The following is a 23,015-nucleotide window of genomic DNA, read 5'->3' as shown; positions in this document are numbered from 1 at the left end:
GCTCCTTACGCAGAGTGGTTTCACTGGGCGGTTTTGTATTCACTTGGCTGCGCCGTGAGACGATTAGTCGAACGCTGTTTTGTATAATCCGTATGCCTTATGCACTATCGGCATGGGTATTTGCATGCTATTTAGACTAAAGTTTAATGGAAAATAAAGAGCGTTAAAATAGCGTTTTAACTGGCTACAAGTGTTTGAAGTATATGTATTTTTTTCTTGAATGAGAGTGCAAATACAGGATTTGAAAAGAGTTTCTCTAACGTTATAAGCACCAAGCGATTGCGCAACGTGGGCGCTAATCGCTATGCTGACCGGCCATTTTCTTGCGGCAGCGAACGTGGGAAACACCCCATTCTGGGCAGGTTATAAGCATCATAAAAAAAGCAAAACCGTCCTTTATACCATAAGCACGCTGCTAAAAAAATACGTTGACTAGTAGAGGCACGCCCATGAATAGAGGTCTTCACCAGCCTGGCGAGTTTCGCGATAACTGTGGTTTTGGCCTGATTGCCCATATGGAAGGCCAGGCTAGCCACGATTTGCTGAAAACTGCCATTGAATCACTGACCTGTATGACCCACCGGGGTGGTATCGCTGCCGACGGAAAGACCGGCGACGGTTGTGGCTTGCTACTTAAAATGCCCACTCCCTTTATGCAGGCGCTGGCCAAAGAGGCGTTTGATGCTGAGCTTGGCGAACGCTTTGCCGTGGGCGTGGTGTTTCTGCCCAACGATGACGCCCGTGAAGCAAATGCCCGCGATACCTTAACGCGTGAGCTTGAAGCGCGCGGCCTCAACGTATTGGGCTGGCGCGATGTGCCTACCGACCCCAGCGTTTGTGGCCCCATGGCGCTGGACTGCCTGCCGCGTATTCGTCAGCTTTTTGTACAGCCGGGCCTGGGTGAGCACTTCGATGTTGACCTCTTTATGGCTCGTCGCCGCGCCGAGCAGGCGCTGCGCGACGAAGAAGACTTCTATGTTGCCTCGCTATCGTCAGAAGTCATCTCCTATAAAGGCCTGGTGATGCCGGAAGATCTGCCGGCCTTTTATCACGACTTGAATGACCCGCGCCTGGAAACTGCCATTTGCGTTTTCCACCAGCGCTTCTCGACCAATACCGCGCCGCGTTGGCCACTGGCACAGCCGTTTCGCCTGTTGGCGCACAATGGTGAGATCAATACGATTGAAGCCAATCGCGGCTGGGCGAACTCGCGTAAAGCCAACTTCGTTAACGATCGCCTGCCGGATATCGCCGAGCTGGACGAGATCGTTAATACCACCGGCTCTGACTCCTCCAGTATGGATAACATGCTGGAAGTATTGCTGACCGGTGGCATGGAACTGCACCGCGCGGTACGTATGATGGTGCCGCCCGCCTGGCAGAACGTAGAAACCATGGACGCTGAACTGCGTGCTTTCTACGAATACAATTCCATGCACATGGAGCCGTGGGACGGTCCGGCGGGCGTAGTGATGACCGACGGTCGCCAAGCGGTGTGTATGCTGGACCGTAACGGCCTGCGCCCGGCGCGCTGGGTGATTACTAAAAACGGTTATATCACGCTGGCATCGGAAACGGGCACCTACGGCTATAAGCCGGAAGACGTGGTGGCCAAAGGCCGTGTTGGCCCCGGTCAAATGCTTGCCGTAGACACCCAGACCGGCGAAGTGCTGCATACCACCGATATCGATGAGCGCCTGAAATCCGCCTACCCTTATAAGCGTTGGTTAAAGCAGGAAGCCAATTATTTAGAGTCGGCGCTAACTGAGCTTGCGCGTTTCCAGAGCATGGATACCGATTCGCTCAACGTTCAGCAGAAACTGTTCCAAGTGAGCTTTGAAGAGCGCGACCAGGTGCTGCGTCCGCTGGCGGAAAGTGGTCAGGAAGCCGTTGGCTCTATGGGCGACGATACACCGATGGCGGTGCTCTCCAGTCGTCCGCGCCTGCTGACGGATTTCTTCCGTCAGAAGTTTGCCCAGGTCACCAACCCGCCCATCGACCCGCTGCGCGAAGCGATCGTGATGTCGCTGGAAACCTGCTGTGGCGCGGAGCTCAACGTCTTTAAAGCGACGCCTGAGCACGCTCACCGCTTGATCTTGACCACGCCGGTGCTATCGCCGCGTAAATTTACCGCGCTGGTGAGCCAGGATGATCCGGCGTTTGCCAGCTATACACTGTCGTTGGGTTACGATCCTGAACAGCAGAGCCTTCATCAAGCGCTCAAGGCACTATGTGAAGAGGCCGAAGCACAGGTGCGCGCTGGTAAAGTCATTCTGGTACTCACCGATGCCGAGCTGGCGAAAGGGCTGATTCCCATACAGGCCGCCCTGGCCGTGGGTGCCGTGCACTCTCACTTAGGCCGTTTGGCGCTGCGTCCCAACGCCAATATCGTGGTGGAAACCGGCTACGCCCGCGATGCTCATCAAATGGCAGTGCTGTTTGGCGTGGGTGCCACGGCGGTTTATCCGTGGCTCGCTTATCAGGTCATGGCGGATATGCACCGTACCGGCGAGCTAACCGGTAACCCTGCCGATGGCCGCGAGAATTACCGTAAAGGTCTGCAGAAAGGCCTGTTCAAGATCCTGTCTAAAATGGGTATCTCGACGCTGGCCTCCTACCGCGGCTCAATGCTGTTTGAAGCCGTGGGTTTGGCGGACGAAGTAATGGATCTGTGCTTTGTCGGTATGGCGTCGCGCATCCAAGGCGCCGGTTTTGCCGAGCTGCAGATGCAGCAGGCGCTGCTGGCGAAAGATGCCTGGATTCCGCGTAAAGGTATCTCCCAGGGCGGCATGTTCAAGTATGTCCACGGCCACGAGTACCACGCCTATAACCCCGATGTAGTGATGTCGCTGCAGGCGGCGGTTCAGGAAGGCAGCTATACTAAGTGGAAGAAGTTTGCCCAGCTGGTGAACGAGCGTCCGGTGGCCACCATTCGTGACTTGCTCAAGCTCAAGCCGGCAGAAACGCCGATTGCGCTGGAGGAAGTAGAGCCGGTTGAAGAGCTGCTGCCGCGCTTTGATAGCGCCGGTATGTCGTTGGGCGCGCTCTCGCCGGAAGCTCACGAAGCGCTGGCCCAGGCCATGAACGAAGCGGGCGGCCGCTCCAACTCTGGCGAAGGCGGTGAAGACCCGGCGCGCTACGGCACTATCCGTAGCTCGAAAATCAAGCAGATCGCCTCCGGCCGTTTTGGCGTGACGCCCCATTATCTGGTCAACGCAGAAGTACTGCAGATCAAGGTCGCCCAGGGCGCCAAACCCGGTGAGGGCGGGCAGCTGCCTGGCGGCAAAGTGAACGAACTGATTGCCCGGCTGCGCTACGCGGTACCCGGCGTCACGCTGATTTCACCGCCGCCGCACCACGATATTTATTCTATCGAAGATTTGGCCCAGCTGATTTTTGACCTCAAACAGGTCAATCCGGATGCCCAGGTGTCGGTGAAGCTGGTATCGGAACCGGGGATCGGCACGATCGCCACCGGGGTGGCCAAGGCCTACGCGGATTTGATTACCGTGTCCGGCTACGATGGCGGCACGGCGGCCAGCCCGCTGACCTCGATCAAACATGCCGGTTCTCCTTGGGAGCTGGGGCTTCCTGAAGTGCATCAAGCGCTACGTATCAACGGCCTGCGCGACAAAATTCGCCTGCAGACCGACGGCGGCCTGAAAACCGGCCTGGATGTGGTTAAAGCCGCGATTCTGGGTGCTGAGAGCTTTGGTTTTGGCACTGCGCCGATGGTCGCGTTGGGTTGCAAGTACCTGCGTATTTGTCACCTCAACAACTGCGCCACCGGTGTCGCCACTCAGGATGATTTCCTGCGGGGCGAGCATTTCCGTGGCACCGTTGATATGGTTAAAAACTACTTCCGCTTTATTGCCGAAGAAGTGCGTGAGCTGATGGCGGTATTGGGTGTGCGCAAGCTGACCGATCTAATCGGGCGTACCGATTTGCTTGAAGTGTTGGAAGGCAACACGGCTTCCCAGCGTAAGCTTGATCTGACGCCGCTGCTAGCGAATGACTTTGTGCCTAAAGATGCACCGCAGTTCTGTAAGGTCAGCCGTAACGTGCCGCACGACCCCGGTGCTAAAAACCAGGAAGTGCTGGCAGCGCTGAAAGACGCCATTGAAAATCGCTCGGGCGGTGAGTTCGATTTCACCATCACCAACTGTGACCGCAGTGTGGCAGCGCTAACCTCTGGCGCGATTGCCAAGCGCTATGGCGAAGAGGGCCTGGAAACGGCACCGATCACCGCTCGCTTTACTGGCGTAGCAGGCCAGAGCTTTGGGGTGTGGAATGCGCGTGGCTTGAATTTGTATCTCGAAGGCGACGCCAACGATTACGTCGGCAAGGGCATGAACGGTGGCAGTATTGTGATTGTGCCGCCCAAAGTCAGCCAGTTTGAGAGCCATAAAACGGCGATTATCGGTAATACCTGCCTGTACGGGGCCACCGGCGGTACATTGTTTGCAGCCGGTACGGCGGGTGAGCGCTTCGGGGTGCGTAATTCCGGTGCTTCTGCAGTCATTGAAGGCGCAGGCGACCACTGCTGCGAATATATGACCGGCGGCTTGGTCTGCGTACTTGGCGAAACCGGCGTGAACTTCGGCGCGGGGATGACCGGTGGGTTTGCCTATGTGTTGGATGAGGAACGCACCTTCGTGGACAAGTACAACCACGAGCTGGTCGAGATTCATCGTGTCAACACAGAGGCCATGGAGGCGTATCGTCGTCACCTGCGTGAAATGATCGAAGCCTATGTGGCCGCGACGGGTTCCGCGCGCGGGGCGGCTATTTTGGAAGACTTCAGCGACTATGCGCGCCACTTCTGGCTGGTGAAGCCAAAAGCGGCAAGCTTAGGTAGTTTGCTGGATCAGTCTCGGCGTCAGCCGCAATAACTCGCTTATGCCCCTCACGCTGACAGGAGAGAGATCATGGCTAACCGTTTAAATAACGATTTTCAGTTTGTCGATGTGGGTCGTAAGGACCCACAAAAGAAAGATGCCCGTGCCCGTGCCAAAGAGTTCGCGGAGATCTACGAACCGTTCAAACCCACCGATGCGGCCAGTCAGGCGCATCGCTGTCTGCACTGCGGTAACCCGTACTGCGAGTGGAAGTGCCCGGTGCATAACTACATTCCTAACTGGCTGCAGCTGGTGGTGGAAGGCAACATTATTGAAGCTGCAGAGCTTTCGCACAAAACCAACTCGCTGCCCGAGGTGTGTGGCCGCGTGTGCCCGCAGGATCGTCTGTGCGAAGGCGACTGCACGCTAAATGATGGCTTTGGTGCGGTCACCATCGGCTCGGTGGAGAAGTACATCACCGATACGGCGTTTGCCATGGGCTGGCGCCCGGACATGTCCCATGTGACCTGGACGGATAAAAAAGTCGCCATCATTGGTGCAGGCCCGGCGGGCTTGGGCTGTGCGGATATTTTGGCCCGCAACGGCGTTAAGCCGGTGGTGTTCGATAAGTACCCGGAAATTGGCGGCCTGCTGACCTTTGGTATTCCTGAGTTCAAGCTGGAAAAAAGCGTGATGGAACGCCGCCGGGCAGTCTTTGAGGAGATGGGTGTCGAGTTCCGTCTTAACACCGAAATCGGCTCCGATATCGAATTTGAGACCTTGATGCAGGAGTACGACGCGGTCTTCCTGGGCATGGGTACCTATAAGTACATGGAAGGCGGCTTCCCCGGTGAAGATCTGCCGGGCGTGTACAAGGCCTTGGATTTCCTGATTGCCAACGTCAACCGCTGCCTGGGCTTTGAAAAAGATCCTAACGACTATATCTCCATGGAAGGCAAGCGCGTGGTGGTGCTGGGCGGCGGCGATACGGCGATGGACTGCAACCGTACTTCCATTCGTCAAAATGCCACCAGCGTGACCTGTGCCTATCGTCGTGACGAGGGCAACATGCCGGGGTCGCGCCGTGAGGTCTCCAATGCCCGTGAAGAGGGCGTGGAGTTTCTGTTCAATCGTCAGCCGGTGGCGGTCGTCGGTGAAGAGAAGGTCGAGGGCGTGAAGGTGGTGCGCACACGCTTGGGGGAGCCAGACGAAAATGGCCGTCAACGTCCTGAAGTAGTGCCCGGCTCTGAAGAGATCATCGCGGCGGATGCCGTGGTGATCGCTTTCGGCTTCCAGGCAAGCCCGGCGCCGTGGTTCGATAGCTCTAATATCCAAGTTGACGAGCGCGACCGCGTCACCGCCCCGGAGCACGGCCAGTACGCCTTCCAAACCAGCAATGAAAAAATCTTTGCCGGTGGCGACATGGTGCGCGGCTCTGATTTGGTGGTCACGGCGATTTACGAAGGCCGCCAAGCAGCCGAAGGTATTCTGGATTACCTGGGCGTGTAGAGCACGCCTGATGCATAGAGCAGCTCCAGGGATAGGTCGTAGCGAGGGTCTTTCGCCAGGGATGGCGAAAGTAGCGCCCAGGGAAGGGTTCACAGCGCCCTCGCGTAGACCTATCGCTGGGGCGGTTGCACAAGAGTGATTAGGTTAAGTAGGTTTTGACTGCTCAGTTCAAATTGAGCCTTAGGTCGTAATCTGCTAGTCTGTCGACCCATCCTGGCGTGGCTTTCTGCCGTGCCTTCTGATCACGTTTCGACAGGTTATCCATGACACGATATATCTTCGTGACCGGCGGCGTTGTGTCCTCTCTTGGCAAGGGCATCGCCTCCGCCTCGCTTGCGGCGATTTTAGAGGCCCGCGGCCTTAAGGTCACCATGCTCAAGCTCGACCCGTACATCAACGTGGATCCGGGCACCATGAGCCCCTTCCAGCACGGTGAGGTGTTCGTCACAGAAGATGGTGCCGAAACCGACCTTGATCTCGGGCATTACGAGCGCTTTATTCGCACCAAAATGACCCAGCGCAACAACTTTACGACTGGTCGTGTTTACGAGCACGTACTGCGTAAAGAGCGCCGGGGCGACTATCTAGGCGGCACCGTTCAGGTGATTCCGCATATCACCGACGAGATTAAAGAGCGCGTTTACGCGGGCGGTGAAGGTTTTGATGTGGCGCTGGTGGAAATTGGCGGCACGGTCGGTGATATCGAATCACTGCCTTTCCTGGAGTCGATTCGCCAAATCCGTAGTGAACAGGGCGCTAACCGCGCGCTGTTTATGCACCTGACCCTGGTGCCCTACATCAAAACGGCGGGTGAGACCAAAACCAAACCGACCCAGCACAGCGTTAAAGAGCTGCGCTCTATCGGTATCCAGCCGGATATTCTGATTTGCCGCAGCGAAGTTGAGCTGGAAGAGAGCGAGCGTCGCAAAATCGCCCTGTTCACCAACGTCGAAGAGCGGGCCGTAGTGCCGCTTCAGGATGCCGATACGATCTACCGCATTCCGTTGATGCTCCACGAGCACGGCCTGGACGAAATCGTTTGCGATAAGCTGCGCCTGGAAGCCCCGGAAGCAGATTTATCCGAGTGGGTGAAGGTGCTCGATGCCAAGCTCAACCCGCTCAAGTCGGTCAGCATCGCCATGGTCGGTAAGTACATGGAGCTGCTGGATGCCTACAAGTCGCTCAACGAAGCACTGATTCACGCCGGCATCCAAGGTCGCATTAAGGTCAACGTCGATTATATTGACTCCGAAGACATTGAACGCCACGGCACCGAGCGTTTGGCGGGCAAAGACGCCATTCTGGTGCCAGGCGGTTTTGGTGAGCGCGGTGTGGAGGGCAAGATTATGACCGCCCAATTCGCGCGTGAAAATAACGTTCCCTATCTAGGTATTTGCCTGGGCATGCAGGTAGCGGTGATTGAGTTCGCTCGCAACGTGGCGGGTTGGAAAGACGCCAACTCCACCGAATTCACCCACGATACCCAGCACCCGGTGGTGGGGCTGATCACAGAGTGGCTGAATCCGGAAGGCAAAATCGAGTTACGTGATGCAGCGTCTGATTTAGGCGGCACCATGCGTTTGGGCGGTCAGGTCTGTCATCTGGCATCCGGCACCAAAGCGCGCGAAGCCTACGGGTCTGAAGAGATTGTTGAGCGCCATCGTCACCGTTTCGAGGTCAATAACCAGTTTATTGATGAACTTGAAAAGGCAGGTTTGGTTATTTCGGGGAAGAGTGTTGACCAATCACTGGTCGAGGTTATCGAGCTGGCGGATCACCCTTGGTATGTGGCCTGTCAGTTCCACCCGGAGTTCACTTCCACGCCGCGTGATGGTCACCCGCTCTTCTCGGGTTTTGTGAACGCCGCGTTGGAGCATAAAACTGCGCGTAATCGCGCCCATGCGCATTCGCAGGAATAAGAGGGCAACAGCATGGCTTCTCAAGAGCGTCATATTAACGTAGCCGGTTTAACCGCCGGCAATTCCTTGCCGCTAATGCTGCTGGGCGGCATGAACGTGCTGGAATCTGCTGAGCTTGCCGACGAAGTTGCCCAAGCCTACGTCACGGTGACCCAGAAACTGGGGATGCCCTACGTTTTCAAGGCCAGCTTTGATAAAGCTAATCGCAGTTCGGTTCACTCCTACCGCGGCCCGGGTATCGAGAAAGGGCTGCAAATTCTGGCCGATATCAAAGCCCGCCATAACGTGCCGATCATCACCGACGTGCACGAGCCCTGGCAGGCTGAAGCAGCGGCGGAAGTGGCCGACATTATCCAACTGCCGGCTTTTTTGGCCCGCCAAACTGATTTGGTAGTCGCCATGGCCAAAACCGGCGCGGTCATTAATATCAAGAAGCCGCAGTTTTTGGCGCCCCATGAAATGCGTCATATCCTGAGTAAGTTTCAGGAAGCGGGTAACGACCAGCTGATGCTCTGCGAGCGCGGTTCAAGCTTTGGTTACAACAACCTGATTGTTGATATGCTGGGCTTTGGCGATATGAAGCAAACCGGGTATCCGGTATTTTTTGATGTGACCCACGCGCTGCAGCGCCCGGGTGGGCGTGCCGACAGTGCTGACGGTCGTCGGGCTCAGGTGGCTGAATTAGCGCGCGCAGGCGTGGCTGTTGGGCTTGCAGGGCTGTTTTTAGAAGCCCACCCTGACCCTGATAACGCCAAATGCGATGGCCCTTGTGCACTCCCGCTGGATCAGTTGGAGCCGTTTTTAACTCAGCTTGCTCAACTGGATGCGCTGATAAAAGGGTTTGAGCCGCTAACCATTCGTTAGCGTGTGGCTTGATAGGCCGTGTTTTGCTGATTAGGGCGTTATATTAATAATTTTATCTGACTTACCGTTAAGGAAACTGCCATGACCAAAATTGTTGCTATCAGTGCGTTGGAAGTGCTGGATTCGCGTGGTAACCCCACCGTACAGGCGAACGTACGTCTTGCCAGCGGCGCTGTTGGTGAAGCCTGCGCGCCCAGCGGTGCGTCTACCGGTTCACGTGAAGCATTAGAGCTGCGCGACGGTGACAAGTCACGCTATCTGGGCAAAGGCGTGCTGAAAGCAGTCGAGGCGGTTAATGGCAAGATCCGTGATGCGTTGCTGGGTATGGATGCGCGTGATCAGCGCGGCTTAGACGATGCCATGCTGGCATTGGACGGCACGGAGAATAAAGCGAACTTGGGCGCGAACGCGATTTTGGCCGTTTCCCTGGCGGCGGCTAAAGCCGCTGCTAACGCTAAAGGCGTACCGCTATATGCCCACATTGCCGAGCTTTACGGCCAGCCGGGTCAGTACAGCATGCCGGTGCCGATGATGAATATCATCAACGGTGGTGAGCACGCGGACAATAACGTTGATATCCAAGAGTTTATGGTTCAGCCGGTAGGTGCGCCTAACTTCCGTGAAGGGCTGCGCATGGGCGCGGAAATTTTCCATGCCCTGAAAAAAGTGCTTTCAGCAAAAGGCCTTTCCACCTCCGTTGGCGACGAGGGCGGCTTTGCGCCGAACCTGTCGTCTAACGCTGATGCGCTGGCAGTCATCAAGCAAGCCGTTGCCGATGCTGGCTACGAGCTGGGTAAAGACGTCACGCTTGCGCTGGACTGTGCTTCTTCAGAATTCTACAAAGACGGTCAGTATAACCTTTCCGGTGAAGGCAAAAGCTACGACGCCCAAGGCTTTACTGATTACCTGGCAGGCCTGTGCGCCGATTACCCAATCGTGTCCATCGAAGATGGCATGGACGAGTCCGACTGGGCAGGCTGGAAAACGCTGACCGACAAGCTGGGCGCTAAAGTACAGCTGGTAGGTGATGACTTGTTTGTGACCAATACCAAGATTCTTAAGCGCGGTATTGATGAGCAGATCGGTAACTCTATCCTGATCAAGTTCAACCAGATCGGCTCGCTCTCCGAGACGCTGGATGCCATCAAGATGGCCCAGGATGCAGGCTTTACAGCGGTAATTTCGCACCGCTCTGGTGAAACGGAAGACACCACTATTGCCGATTTGGCGGTAGGTACCTGCGCCGGTCAGATTAAAACGGGTTCACTGTGCCGTTCTGATCGCGTTGCTAAGTACAACCGTTTGCTGGTGATTGAGGCCGAGCTTGAAGATGTCACGTATCCTGGCCTGAAAGCGATCAAAGGTCAGTAAAGTGCCAATATTGAGCGAGGTTTGTAAGTAATATCTCAAGATTTTGTAAGAGATGTCTTACAAATGTCGACGAGAATCGCTTGGTTTGGGGTAAGATAAAACGAAAATTTCCACTAATTCAAATTTAAGATTTTGTTTTTAAACATAATTGTGAAATTAGGGCGAGTCGCTAAGACTCGCCTTTTTGCATTTTGGCATTGTTGAGAAGCCTACGTGATCTGCCACAATATACGCAGGACAAGGGGAGGCAAGGATGCTTCAGACAGGATGCAACGGGATGTAGGACGGATGCGCCGGGTGATACAGTGAGGTGAGCCCCGGCAGGGAAGTCATCTGAGGAAGTTGATACAGGGAGTGGTCAGAGGAAGTGCTTGGAGCGGGCGGCCTACGGGTCGCCTTTTTTTGCCTCGTATTTGGCAATAAACGCTTGGTAACGCCATAAAAAACCAGCGCTTTTTCAAAAAAGCGCTGGTTTTAAAGTAAAATAGAGCAGGCGTGAGGAACGCTTAACGCTCTAACTTCTCAAGCTTACCGGGCTTGCCGTCCCACTCTTCGGCGTCAGGCAGCGGATCTTTTCGCTCGGCTATGTTCGGCCAGACTTCGGCCATCTCGGCGTTAATCTCAATAAATGCCTCTTGCCCGTCCGGCAGCTCATCCTCGGAGAATATCGCCTCGGCGGGGCACTCGGGCTCACACAGCGCGCAATCGATACACTCGTCAGGATGAATGACCAGGAAGTTTGGGCCCTCGTAGAAACAGTCGACCGGGCAGACTTCCACACAGTCGGTGTATTTGCACTGGATGCAGTTCTCGGTAACGACAAACGTCATCTTGCTATCCCTCTTGCAGGGCCGAGAGTCTCTCAGCCATGGTCAATCGTGAATGGTTATAAATCAGCCGTTTTTTATAAGCTAAAAGTTTGAGCGACATTCTAGAGGTGCGCCTACCTCGCGGCAAGCGCCTTATGGGCTTCTGTATAACCTACTATATTTACCATTAGATCAGGTCTCGCCACTGATACAACAGCGACAGCGCTTCCCGCGGCGTTAAGTCATCCATATCGACATTTTCCAATGCTTCAACCACCGGGTGTGGCACGGCTGCAAACAGGTCGTTTTGCTGGGGAGCCGTTCGCGGCGCTTGCGCTGTGTTATCTACATCGCGCTGCTCCAGACTCATCAGCTTCTCACGGGCCCGTTTAATCACATGGCCAGGTACGCCCGCTAATTGAGCGACCTGCAAACCGTAACTCTGGCTAGCCGGGCCTGCTTCAATGCGGTGCATGAACACGATGCTGTCGCCATGCTCGGTCGCCGTTAGGTGAATATTGGCCACGCCTTCCATGTGTTCAGGTAGGGCGGTCATCTCAAAATAGTGCGTGGCAAACAGCGTTAGTGCACGCCCCTTGGCAAGATGTTCCGCACTCGCCCAGGCCAGCGATAACCCGTCAAAGGTGCTAGTGCCGCGGCCAATTTCATCCATCAAAATCAAGCTTTGCTGGGTGGCATTGTGCAAAATATTGGCCGTTTCGGTCATTTCGACCATAAAGGTGGAGCGCCCGCCCGCGAGGTCATCCGACGAACCAATGCGGGTAAATATCCGATCCAGCGGGCCGATCTCTGCGGCATCGGCGGGCACAAAGCTGCCGCAGTGGGCGAGCAGAGCAATCAACGCTGTTTGCCGCATATAGGTCGATTTACCACCCATATTAGGGCCAGTAATAATCAGCATATGCTGGTCGGGGTTAAGCGTAACGTCATTGGGCACAAAGGGCGTTTCGCTAACCTGTTCAACCACAGGGTGCCGTCCCGCCTCGATACGAATGCCGGTGGCCTCGCTCAGCGTTGGGCGCACCCAGCTTAACGCCTCGGCGCGTTCGGCAAAGGCGCACAGCACATCCAGCTCCGCTAACGCTTGAGAGGTGCTTTGTAGCGCGTGAAGACTGTTATTCAGTTCACCCAGCAGGCGGTCATAAAGCCATTTTTCACGGGTCAGGGCGCGGGATTTAGCCGACAGCGCCTTATCCTCAAACTCTTTGAGCTCGGGGATAATAAACCGCTCGGCGTTTTTAAGCGTTTGGCGGCGAATATAGTCAGCGGGTGCCTGCTGCGCCTGGGAGCGCGGCAGCTCGATAAAGTAGCCGTGTACGCGGTTATAGCCGACTTTGAGATTGGCAAGCCCGGTACGCTCGCGTTCGCGGGTTTCCAGCCGAACAAGGTAGTCGCCCGCATTCTCGGCCATGCCTCGGTGCTCGTCGAGCTCGGCATCAAAGCCGTTGGCGATTACCCCGCCATCACGGATCACCACCGGCGGGTTCTCAACCAGCGCGCGGCTGAGCATGTCAGCCATTTCAGGGTAGGGGCGGATATGCGGGCGCAGGCTATCCAGCGCGCTGCCGTTCTCTACCTCGCCCAACTGCTGTTCAAGGGTAGGCAGAGTGACCAGGGCGTCACGCAGGCGCGCCAAATCCCGTGGCCGGGCGCTGTACAGCGCGACCCGGGCCAGAATGCGCTCCACATCGCCCACATCGCTCAACGTCTCGCGCAGCGCCATGTAGGCGGCATCTAGGCTTAGCAACGCCACGCCTGCATGGCGGTTCTGGACAATCTCTCGTTGGCGCAGCGGGCGGTTCAGCCAGCGTTTGAGTAGCCGCGAGCCCATGGCGGTGGTGCAGGTGTCGAGCACGCTCGCCAGGGTGTTGTCGCTATTGCCACCCAGGTTAATATCGATTTCCAGATTACGTCGGCTGGCGGCGTCGATCACCACTGCATCGTCGCGATTCTCAACGCTGATGGCGGTCACGTGGGGCAAGCGCGAGCGCTGAGTGTCGCGGGCGTAATCGATCAGCACTCCGGCGGCAATCAGTGCGGTGGTTAAGTGCGCGCAGCCAAAGCCGCGTAAATCCTGCACTTCAAACTGATCGCACAGGCTGCGGGTGGCGCTCTCCAAATCAAACAGCCACTCGCCCTGGCGACGCAGGCTGCGCTTTTGCGACCACGCATCGGGTAGCGTCAGGCTTTCGGGCACCAGCAACTCAGCAGGGGAGAGGCGGGTAAGCTCGGCGAGCATTTCGGCTTCGCTCTCCACTTCCAATACATTGAAGCGGCCGCTAGAGAGTTCCAGCCAGGCAAGGCCCCAGCTATCTTTACCGGGGGAGACTGATACCAATACGTTGTCGCGGCGGGCATCGAGCAGCGCTTCATCGTGGAGCGTGCCGGGGGTGACGATACGTACTACTTGGCGGTCAACGGGCCCTTTGCTGGTCGCGGGGTCGCCTATCTGTTCGCAGATCGCTACCGATTCACCGCCAGCGACCAGACGCGCCAAATAGCCTTCAGCGCTATGGTAAGGTACACCCGCCATCGGGATCGGCTTCCCCCCCGACTGGCCGCGCTGGGTAAGGGTAATGTCCAGCAGTGCGGCGGCGCGCTTGGCGTCGTCGAAAAACAGCTCGTAAAAATCCCCCATTCGGTAAAACAGCAGAACCTCGGGGTGTTCGCGTTTGATCTTTAAATACTGCGTGATCATTGGCGTGTTAGGGGGAATGGCCTGTGACATGGGCGTCCTGATTGAGCAATTTCTTTGAGAAAGCTAAACACAGTATTCTACGCTGAACAGACGACTCACTTGAAGGAGCGACCATAGTGCCCAGCGTATCTAGCCTGAAAAATCTTGATTTGACGCTGCTAGCTCAGCGCCTAGGCCGGCTTTGTCAGCAGTTGAAGGTTGAAGTGACCGCCGCTGAGTCCTGCACGGGCGGTGGTATTGCCAGTGCGATTACCAGTACGGCGGGTAGCTCTGCTTACTTTACAACGGGCTATGTGACCTATGCGAACGCGGCTAAGACCCGCCTGCTCGGCGTGCCAGACGCTATACTGGCAGAACACGGGGCGGTGAGCGAAGAAGTAGTGAAAGCGATGGTGCAAGGCGCCTGCCGGGAAAGCGGTGCAGGCTTGGGCGTTGCCGTTAGTGGGGTGGCCGGGCCGGATGGTGGTAGTGCTGAAAAGCCGGTGGGTACCGTTTGGCTTGCCTGGGGTGATACTGCCGAGCAGCAAGCCGAGTGTTTTCACTTCCCTGGGGATCGCCAAGCAGTGCGCGAGCAGGCGGTGCGGCAGGCGCTGGCAGGGTTGGTGGCACGCCTGGATGCGCGGGTGAAGGCAGGCAAGTAGGAGTAGGGGTAGGAAAATAGTTAAGAGAAAGCGTGATCAAGGATTTGTTTACGGCACAATCTTTGGCATACTACTGGGTAATTATACAGCTTGTTATGAGGAATCTCTGAATGGCTCAGGATGACAACCGCACTAAAGCGCTAAACGCTGCACTCACCCAAATCGACCGTCAGTTCGGCAAGGGCACCGTCATGCGTCTAGGCGACGCACCGCGTGTGGTCATGCCGTCGGTTTCCACGGGTTCGTTGGGTCTGGATATCGCACTTGGCATCGGCGGGCTGCCGTTTGGCCGCGTGGCTGAAATTTTTGGTCCGGAGTCCTCGGGTAAGACAACGCTGACCCTTTCGGTGATTGCGCAAGCGCAAAAGCAAGGCAAAGTGTGTGCGTTCGTGGATGCCGAGCACGCTCTGGATCCGAGCTATGCCGAAAAGCTAGGCGTCAACCTGGATGATCTACTGATTTCCCAGCCAGACACTGGCGAGCAGGCGTTAGAAATTACCGACATGCTGGTGCGCTCCGGCGGTGTTGACGTGATTGTTATCGACTCTGTCGCTGCGTTGACCCCGCGCGCTGAAATCGAAGGCGAAATGGGCGATACCCATGTTGGCCTACAGGCACGTTTGATGTCTCAAGCGCTGCGTAAGATCACCGGTAATATCAAAAACGCCAACTGCCTGGTGATCTTTATCAACCAGATTCGCATGAAGATCGGCGTGATGTTTGGTTCACCCGAAACCACTACCGGTGGTAACGCGCTTAAGTTCTACGCCAGCGTGCGTCTGGATATTCGCCGCACCGGCTCGGTGAAAGTAGGTGATGAAGTCACCGGTAACGAAACCCGCGTGAAAGTGGTCAAAAATAAGGTGGCACCACCATTCCGCCAAGCTGAATTCCAGATTCTTTACGGCAAGGGTATCTACCATGCTGGCGAGGTTATTGACCTGGGCGTGCAGTGCAATCTGGTCGATAAAGCCGGTGCCTGGTACAGCTATAAAGGCAAGAAAATCGGCCAGGGTAAAGCAAACTCCGCGCTTTATCTGGAAGAGCATCCAGACATTATGCTCGAAATTGAAACGCAGATTCGTGAGCAGCTCTTGGCCAAGCCTGATCCTAAAAAGGAGAAGGAGGGTGCCCCTGCCGAAGCAGCGGCTGAAGTGGATGCCAACGATGACGATCTGCTCTAAGTCTGTTCTAACCGAGACCCGCTGATGGCCTTTATGTCTCAGCGCGATGCCACGCCCCGTGACATCGCGATTGGCTTACTGGCTCGGCGCGAATACTCTCGCGCCGAGCTAGCCCAGCGCTTGAAGAAAAAAGCCTTCGAAGATACCGCTATCAACGAGTGTTTAGACGTTCTGGCCGAGCAAGACCTGCAGTCTGATGCGCGTTTTGCGGCTAGTTTCATACGCTCGCGCATTCTACGCGGTCAGGGTGTTATTCGTATTAAAGGTGAATTACGCCAACGCGGCGTCGACCAGGAAACCCTCAACACTGCTTTTGAAGAGGTGGAGGAGAGGGAGCAGGTTGACTGGTTCGAGTTAGCCCGGGAAGCGTTGGCGCGACGCTACGATAGCCCTGGTGAGACGCCTAAAGAGCGCGCTCGACGCGAGCGCTTTCTGGCTAGTCGTGGCTTCGATTTTGAGCAAATCCGCTACGCGCTATCCTGTCTGTAATACGTTTTCTCTTACTTGTAATACTGACTTTCCTGCCTGTAAAAACGACGCCTCTTACCTTTCTGCTAGCGCTCTAATACGCTACTTCCTCTGATTGTTTGCCTTTGTGCCACTAAGTGCGGCTTTAGTCGTTTGACAACTGCGCTATAATGGCCCCTTTGCGACCCCTGAGGGTAGCGTCGACAGCGCCCTGGGACACCACGCTTTCTTGTTACGGATACCCTATGAAAAGCGCAGAAATCAGACAGGCCTTTCTTACCTTCTTTGAAAAGCAGGGACATACGATTGTACCCACCAGCTCTTTAGTGCCGGGCAATGACCCGACGCTGCTGTTTACCAATGCCGGCATGGTGCCTTTCAAAGATGTATTTCTGGGTCGCGACCCACGCCCATACGTGCGTGCAACATCTGCGCAGCGCTGCGTACGAGCAGGCGGTAAGCATAATGATTTAGACAATGTCGGCTATACCGCACGTCACCACACGTTTTTTGAAATGCTGGGTAACTTCAGTTTTGGCGACTACTTCAAGCAAGACGCCATACGCTTTGCCTGGGTGTTTCTGACCGAAACGCTGGGTTTGCCTAAAGAGAAGCTGTGGGTCACGGTACATGTTAGCGATGACGAAGCTGAACGTATCTGGAAAGACGAGATCGGTATTGACCCCGAGCGCTTTTCCAAATTAGACGAAGATAACTTCTGGCAAATGGGCGACACCGGCCCCTGTGGCCCAAGTTCGGAAATCTTTTTTGATCACGGTCCAGAAGTATGGGGCGGCCCTCCCGGTAGCCCGGAAGAAGATGGCGATCGCTACATCGAAATCTGGAACCTGGTGTTCATGCAGTTTGATCGCGATGCCCAAGGCACGCTTAATCCGCTGCCCAAGCCCTCTATCGATACCGGTATGGGCTTAGAGCGCGTGGCCGCCGTCATGCAGGGCGTGCATTCCAACTACGAAATTGATCTGTTCCAGAGCCTGCTGCAGGCGGCCGCTAAAGCGACCGGGCACCCTGATACCGCCACACCTTCGCTGCGCGTAATTGCCGACCACATCCGCTCTTGTGCCTTCCTGATTGCCGACGGTGTCCTGCCTTCTAACGAAGGGCGTGGCTACGTCCTGCGTCGCATCATTCGCCGCGCGATCCGTCATGGCCACAAACTGGGCGCCGTAGAGCCGTTCTTCCACAAGCTGGTGGACGCGCTGGATGCCGAAATGGGTGATGCGTATCCAGAGCTTCGCGAGGCGAATGACCAAATCACCCGGGTGCTGTTGAAAGAAGAAGAGCAGTTTGCTCGCACCCTGGACCACGGCATGGGACTCTTGAATGCGGCCTTGGCCGAGCTGGATGGTAAAGTGCTGCCGGGTGAAACGGTATTTAAGCTTTACGACACCTACGGCTTTCCGTTTGATCTCACCGCCGATGTATGCCGCGAGCGCGGCGTTACACTCGATGAAGAGGGCTTTCAGCAGGCCTTAGAGGCCCAGCGCGAGCGTGCCCGGGCGGCTAGCCAGTTCGGCGCCGACTACAGCGCCTCCATCGAATTGGAAGGTGAGACGGCCTTTACTGGCTATGATCGCCTGGAAGATCAAGCCAAGGTAACGGCACTGGTCGACAGCGAAGGCAATGCACTGGCTGCGCTGGAAGCCGGGCAGAAGGGCGTTGTGGTGCTAGATCGCACGCCATTTTACGGTGAGTCCGGCGGCCAGGTGGGCGATACCGGCTACCTGTATGTGGGCGGCGGTCGTTTCCTGGTGACGGATACCCAAAAGCAGAGCGGCCATCACTTACACCAGGGCATCATGGTGGAAGGTTCGCTGAGTGTCGGTGCTAGCGTACGCGGCGAAGTGGATGCCAGCCTACGTGCAGCCACCATCCGTAACCACTCGGCGACTCACTTGCTGCATAAAGCGCTGCGTATGGTGCTAGGCGATCACGTGCAGCAAAAAGGCTCGCTGGTTAATGCTGAGCGGCTGCGCTTCGACTTTAGCCATTTTGAGCCGATGACTGCCGAGCAGTTGGCGGAAGTCGAACGGTTGGTCAATGAGCAGATACTGGCTAATGCGCCGACTAAAATCGAGCAAATGAGCCTGGATCAAGCCAAAGCCAAAGGGGCGGCGGCGCTGTTTGAGGCCAAATACGCCGAGAACGTGCGGGTACTGACGATTGGTGCCGACGACTTCTCTATCGAGTTGTGCGGTGGTACCCACGTGACACGCAGTGGCGATATCGGCTGCTGTCATGTCATGAGTGAAGTGGGCATTGCCTCTGGTGTACGGCGTATCGAAGCGATTACCGGCGAAAACGCACTAGCTTACTTCCGGGAGCAGGAAGCCCGCCTTGAGCGCTTGGGCGAACGCTTGAAGACCAAGCCTGAGCAAGTAGAAGCGCGGGTAGAGTCACTGGTTGAGCGTAACCGCAGTCTGGAAAAAGAGCTTGAGCAGCTTAAAGCCAAGCTCGCCAGCGCTGCGGGGAGCGATATGCTGAACCAGGTGCAAGAGATCAACGGCGTTAAGCTATTGGCAACACAGTTGGAAGGTGTCTCTGGTAAAGATTTACGCGGCATTCTTGACCAACTTAAGAACAAGCTCAGTTCCGGGGTTATTATCCTTGGGGTTGCCGATCAGGCGGCAGGCAAAGTGAGCCTGATTGCTGGGGTAACCCAAGACTTGACCGGCCAAGTGAAAGCCGGTGAGCTGGTTAACCATGTTGCCTCTCAAGTGGGAGGTAAAGGTGGTGGCCGCGCGGATATGGCTCAGGCAGGAGGTAGCCAGCCCGATGCCCTGCCGGGTGCGTTGAAGAGCGTACCGGCATGGTTGGAAAACGCACTTAGCTAAACCCAAAGGCCGGTGGCATTATTGTCACCGGCCTTATTTATTTAAACCTAACTACAATTTCACCCTCCATTCCCGAACGCATAGGAAAAACGGCATATGGCACTATACGTACAGAAGTTCGGCGGCACTTCGGTGGGCTCTGTCGAGCGTATCAAGGCCGTAGCGGAAAAGGTTAAGGGCTTCCGCGATCAAGGCCATCAGGTGGTCGTCGTGGTCTCCGCTATGAGCGGCGAAACCAACCGCCTCACGGATATGGCTCAGGCACTTAATGACGATCCCGCACCGCGCGAGATGGATATGCTGCTGTCGACCGGCGAGCAGGTGACGATCTCACTACTCGCCATGGCGCTGCAGCAAATTGGCGTGCCAGCCACTTCACACACTGGTGCTCAGGTAGGTATTCATACTGACAGCGCTTATACCAAGGCGCGTATTCAGCGTATCGAAACCGACGACTTGAAAGCTGACCTTGAAGCAGGGCAGGTGGTCGTTGTAGCGGGCTTCCAAGGGGTCGATGAAGACGGCAATATCACCACCTTGGGCCGCGGTGGTTCTGATACCACGGGTGTGGCCCTGGCCGCCGCGCTCGGTGCAGATGAGTGTCAGATTTATACCGATGTCGATGGGGTATACACCACTGACCCCCGCGTATGCTCGAAGGCTCAGCGCTTAGAGAGCATTACGGTAGAAGAGATGCTGGAACTCGCCAGTCTCGGCTCTAAAGTGCTGCAGATCCGCGCGGTAGAGTTTGCCGGTAAATACAATGTGCCCCTGCGGGTGCTGTCGAGCTTTGAAGACGGCCCCGGTACCCTAATTGTTGCAGAAGCAGACAAAGACGAGGACGCTATGGAAGAACCACTGATCTCCGGTATCGCCTTTACCAAGAATGAAGCCAAACTGACGCTGCTCAACACGCCGGATGTGCCCGGTGTGGCGTCACGCATTCTTGGCCCGATTGCCGATGCCAATATCGAAGTCGATATGATCGTACAGAACGTTGCCCCGGCTGGTGACTATACCGACTTCACCTTTACGGTTGCTAAAGGCGATTACAAAGCAACCAAGAAACTGCTTGAAGAGACGGTGATCCCGGATTTAGGTGGTGGCGAGCTGCGTGGCGACGACAATATTGCCAAAGTTTCGTTGGTGGGTGTTGGCATGCGTTCTCACGCGGGCGTAGCATCAAAAATGTTCCGCGTTTTAGCCGATGAAAACATCAATATCCGTATGGTTTCCACCTCTGAAATTAAAATCTCAGTCGTCATTGATGAGAAACATATGGAACTCGCGGTTAATGCACTGCACAAAGCTTTTGGTTTAGATAAGACAGATATCGAATCTGAATAACATTAATGCCTTAAACCTTCTACGCTGAAGGGGTACTTGCTGCCGTGTGGTGGTGAGCTTTCTTTCAACGGGAGGTTAAGGTGTCATGGAGCCGGAGCCGTTGGTGGCAGGCAACCCTATGCCGCATAATGGCGTGGTGTTGCCTCCGGCTGACATATCCCGTTGCATAAAACGTCTGAAAAGGAGATCAGCCATGCTCATCCTAACTCGCCGTGTTGGCGAAACCCTGATGATCGGTGATGAAATCACCGTCACCGTACTCGGTGTAAAAGGCAATCAAGTGCGAATTGGTGTTAATGCGCCCAAAGATGTTGCGGTTCACCGTGAAGAGATTTACCAGCGTATTCAGCGCGAACGGAACAGTGAAAACGAAGTGGAATAAAACTTACGGGCTTGTATGATGATTCGATGTTCAAGACGTAAGCTATGGTCGGCGCGAAAAAAATCGGCAGAGGACTAGACACAAGATCCCCAAATCGGTAATATTCGCGCCGTGCCGTTGAGGAGAGGTGGCCGAGTGGCTGAAGGCGCTCCCCTGCTAAGGGAGTATAGGGTTTATAGCCCTATCGAGGGTTCGAATCCCTCTCTCTCCGCCAATAGCATGGCCATTAAGTACTTTTAATAAGTGCTGCACTGAGAAGTGCATGGTCACAAGGTATGCGCCCGTAGCTCAGCTGGATAGAGTACCTGACTACGAATCAGGGGGTCGGAGGTTCGAATCCTCCCGGGCGCGCCACCTGCTAAGTAGCTTTTAGTAGTATGAGTAAACGTTAGTTGCACCATTACGCGCCCGTAGCTCAGCTGGATAGAGTACCTGACTACGAATCAGGGGGTCGGAGGTTCGAATCCTCCCGGGCGCGCCAGATTTCTAAACCCGCTCTCAATATGAGAGCGGGTTTTCTGTTTCTAGTCTGATAAGCGCTTTATCTAGCCTGACTGTCTCTTTCCAGCCTGACCGGTATATGCTCGCGCTCCGGTCTTGCGATCGTGTGTAGCGCCCCCGTTTTGCGGTAGGGCGCTTTTTTTTGGCTATAAACTAATTAAGCGTTGCAGAAGGTGCGTTAAGCCAGGGTGGCGTACTGCTCGTCAACCACCAGACTATCGAGCAGAAGATCCAATTCGGTAATGCGCTTCACCCGCTGAAAATTCTGCTCGGCTTCGGTGCTGCCTTGGCGCATTTGGGCAAGCCACTGTTTTACCAGAGAGACTACCACGCGGTCAGGCAGCTGTTGGCGCTGTAGAGCGGCGTACTCTTTAAGCACATTGGCGCGCATCGACCAACTGCTCTCAGGCAATCGTTCGCCGGTCTTGAGCCAGTGGCGGATGCGTGGGGCAAGCCAGGGGTCTGCCAAGGCACTGCGCCCTAGCATCACATCTTGGCAACCAGAAAGCGTGCGAGCTTTCCAGTAATCCTCTAACGTCCAGATATCGCCATTGGCGACCACGGGTATGCCCATCTGACGGCGAATCTTGCCAATCCATTCCCAGTGCGCCGGTGGGCGGTAGCCCTCATCGCGGGTGCGGGCATGTACCACTAGCTGCGCTGCACCGCCCGCTTCGGTAGCTTGGCCGCAGGCAACCGCTAAGCGGCGATTGGCGAAACCGAGACGAATCTTTGCGGTCACCGGGATTTCGCCTTCCAGGGCATCGTGAACCGCCTTAACTGCTTTGTACACGCGGTCTGGCTGGCGGAGCAGTGAAGCGCCGCCATCGTGGCGATTAACCAGTTTGGCTGGGCAGCCGAAATTAAGGTCAACGCTGACTGCGCCAAGCTTGAGCGCCTGGCGCGCATTGGCCGCTAGGGCAGCAGGGTCCGAGCCCAAAAGCTGTAAATGCACGGGAATGCCGCTTGGGGTTGCCACGGGCGGTTGCATAAGCTCCGGGCAATGCTTATAAAACACTCTTGGCGGCAGGCGCGCATCGACGACGCGGACAAATTCGGTCACCGTCCAATCGAAGCCCGCGTGGCGTGTTAGCAAGTCCCGCGTTAAGGCGTCGATCACGCCTTCCATCGGGGCTAGGCCAATTCTGCCGTTTTGTAGTAAATTAACAACCATGACTTCCACTATCGCGCCATTGCATTCTATTCTGGGTGTGGCAGGTTAGAGTATTCCCCTCACTGCGCCAAGAGGCTTTACACAGCCGCTGGTGAAATAACGTGTCTAGCAACTTACTTCGAGAGGTAGGAGCGCCTTATGCAGGATTATGAACTATTGCAGGACGGGTTGGCGTTAATGGCGCTTGGTATGGGTGTTGTGTTTGTTTTTCTTACTATTTTAGTTATTAGCGTTACGCTAATGTCGAAGCTGATAGACCGTTTTCAGCCTGCTCCCATCGCGGTTGATGCGAGTAAGAAGTCGCCGTCGTCTCCGGCTCCCGTGAGTCAAAATGACGAGATGTTGGCGGTGATCAGTGCTGCAGTGCACCGTTATCGTTCAACGCGACGTCGTTAACTTTCTCAATTTTTTCTATCTCAGCCCTCTCTAGGCTG

The 23,015-nt window shown here is 55.7% G+C and carries 15 protein-coding genes and 3 tRNA genes; 15 read left to right on the top strand and 3 right to left on the bottom strand.

Features of this window, described 5'->3' with window-relative positions:
* Nucleotides 1–449 precede the first annotated feature (449 nt).
* The 5 genes from gltB to eno all read left to right on the top strand — a co-directional run bounded on the left by gltB (nucleotide 450) and on the right by eno (nucleotide 10,501).
* Nucleotides 450–4,892: a glutamate synthase large subunit gene (gene gltB, locus HZS80_RS14520; RefSeq protein WP_179916494.1), complete on the top strand. Its 4,443-nt coding sequence runs from the start codon at nucleotides 450–452 to the stop codon at nucleotides 4,890–4,892.
* Between the two features lie 36 nt (nucleotides 4,893–4,928).
* Entirely contained in the window at nucleotides 4,929–6,347 is a 1,419-nt protein-coding gene (locus HZS80_RS14515) for an FAD-dependent oxidoreductase (protein ID WP_179916493.1), read from the top strand.
* Between the two features lie 263 nt (nucleotides 6,348–6,610).
* Complete coding sequence (locus tag HZS80_RS14510; protein ID WP_035564441.1) at nucleotides 6,611–8,266, top strand: CTP synthase; 1,656 nt, start codon at nucleotides 6,611–6,613, stop codon at nucleotides 8,264–8,266.
* 12 nt (nucleotides 8,267–8,278) lie between these two features.
* On the top strand, nucleotides 8,279–9,130 hold the full coding sequence (gene kdsA, locus HZS80_RS14505) for a 3-deoxy-8-phosphooctulonate synthase (RefSeq protein WP_179916492.1): 852 nt from the start codon (nucleotides 8,279–8,281) through the stop codon (nucleotides 9,128–9,130).
* Nucleotides 9,131–9,211: 81 nt separating this feature from the next.
* On the top strand, nucleotides 9,212–10,501 hold the full coding sequence (gene eno, locus HZS80_RS14500; RefSeq protein WP_035564438.1) for a phosphopyruvate hydratase: 1,290 nt from the start codon (nucleotides 9,212–9,214) through the stop codon (nucleotides 10,499–10,501).
* 506 nt (nucleotides 10,502–11,007) lie between these two features.
* Here eno and fdxA read toward each other — a convergent pair.
* Nucleotides 11,008–11,331, bottom strand: coding sequence for a ferredoxin FdxA (gene fdxA / locus HZS80_RS14495; protein ID WP_007111508.1), 324 nt, complete (start codon nucleotides 11,329–11,331; stop codon nucleotides 11,008–11,010).
* 166 nt (nucleotides 11,332–11,497) lie between these two features.
* Nucleotides 11,498–14,059, bottom strand: coding sequence for a DNA mismatch repair protein MutS (mutS, locus tag HZS80_RS14490; RefSeq protein WP_179916491.1), 2,562 nt, complete (start codon nucleotides 14,057–14,059; stop codon nucleotides 11,498–11,500).
* An 83-nt stretch (nucleotides 14,060–14,142) separates the two neighbouring features.
* Here mutS and HZS80_RS14485 point away from each other — a divergent pair, with 83 nt between their 5' ends.
* The 9 genes from HZS80_RS14485 (at nucleotide 14,143) to HZS80_RS14445 (ending at nucleotide 21,387) form a co-directional block, all read left to right on the top strand.
* Nucleotides 14,143–14,670 carry a CinA family protein gene (locus HZS80_RS14485; RefSeq protein ID WP_035564434.1) on the top strand — a complete coding sequence of 176 codons (528 nt, stop codon included), beginning with the start codon at nucleotides 14,143–14,145 and terminating at the stop codon, nucleotides 14,668–14,670.
* A 110-nt stretch (nucleotides 14,671–14,780) separates the two neighbouring features.
* Nucleotides 14,781–15,854, top strand: coding sequence for a recombinase RecA (gene recA, locus HZS80_RS14480; RefSeq protein WP_035564432.1), 1,074 nt, complete (start codon nucleotides 14,781–14,783; stop codon nucleotides 15,852–15,854).
* A gap of 24 nt (nucleotides 15,855–15,878) precedes the next feature.
* The gene (locus HZS80_RS14475) at nucleotides 15,879–16,343 is read left to right on the top strand and encodes a regulatory protein RecX (protein WP_179916490.1); all 465 of its coding nucleotides are present in this window, start codon (nucleotides 15,879–15,881) and stop codon (nucleotides 16,341–16,343) included.
* A 224-nt stretch (nucleotides 16,344–16,567) separates the two neighbouring features.
* Nucleotides 16,568–19,177 carry an alanine--tRNA ligase gene (alaS, locus tag HZS80_RS14470; RefSeq protein WP_179916489.1) on the top strand — a complete coding sequence of 870 codons (2,610 nt, stop codon included), beginning with the start codon at nucleotides 16,568–16,570 and terminating at the stop codon, nucleotides 19,175–19,177.
* Nucleotides 19,178–19,273: 96 nt separating this feature from the next.
* Entirely contained in the window at nucleotides 19,274–20,524 is a 1,251-nt protein-coding gene (locus HZS80_RS14465; protein WP_179916488.1) for an aspartate kinase, read from the top strand.
* A 193-nt stretch (nucleotides 20,525–20,717) separates the two neighbouring features.
* Nucleotides 20,718–20,906 (top strand): carbon storage regulator CsrA, encoded by a 189-nt coding sequence (csrA, locus tag HZS80_RS14460; protein ID WP_007111501.1) that lies wholly within the window; start codon nucleotides 20,718–20,720, stop codon nucleotides 20,904–20,906.
* 121 nt (nucleotides 20,907–21,027) lie between these two features.
* Nucleotides 21,028–21,120: transfer RNA gene (locus HZS80_RS14455), tRNA-Ser, on the top strand.
* 63 nt (nucleotides 21,121–21,183) lie between these two features.
* Nucleotides 21,184–21,260, top strand: a tRNA-Arg gene (locus HZS80_RS14450).
* 50 nt (nucleotides 21,261–21,310) lie between these two features.
* Nucleotides 21,311–21,387 (top strand) — tRNA-Arg (locus tag HZS80_RS14445).
* A 198-nt stretch (nucleotides 21,388–21,585) separates the two neighbouring features.
* Here the strand turns inward: HZS80_RS14445 and HZS80_RS14440 are convergent.
* Nucleotides 21,586–22,581 carry a tRNA dihydrouridine synthase gene (locus tag HZS80_RS14440; RefSeq protein WP_246362105.1) on the bottom strand — a complete coding sequence of 332 codons (996 nt, stop codon included), beginning with the start codon at nucleotides 22,579–22,581 and terminating at the stop codon, nucleotides 21,586–21,588.
* Nucleotides 22,582–22,719: 138 nt separating this feature from the next.
* On the opposite strand from HZS80_RS14440, the gene HZS80_RS14435 reads away from it, so the two are divergent.
* Nucleotides 22,720–22,977: an OadG family protein gene (locus tag HZS80_RS14435; RefSeq protein WP_035564423.1), complete on the top strand. Its 258-nt coding sequence runs from the start codon at nucleotides 22,720–22,722 to the stop codon at nucleotides 22,975–22,977.
* Nucleotides 22,978–23,015 lie beyond the last annotated feature (38 nt).

The organism is Vreelandella glaciei, from assembly GCF_013415125.1.
Lineage (GTDB): Bacteria > Pseudomonadota > Gammaproteobacteria > Pseudomonadales > Halomonadaceae > Vreelandella > Vreelandella glaciei.
This window is presented reverse-complemented; position numbering and strand designations above follow the sequence as displayed.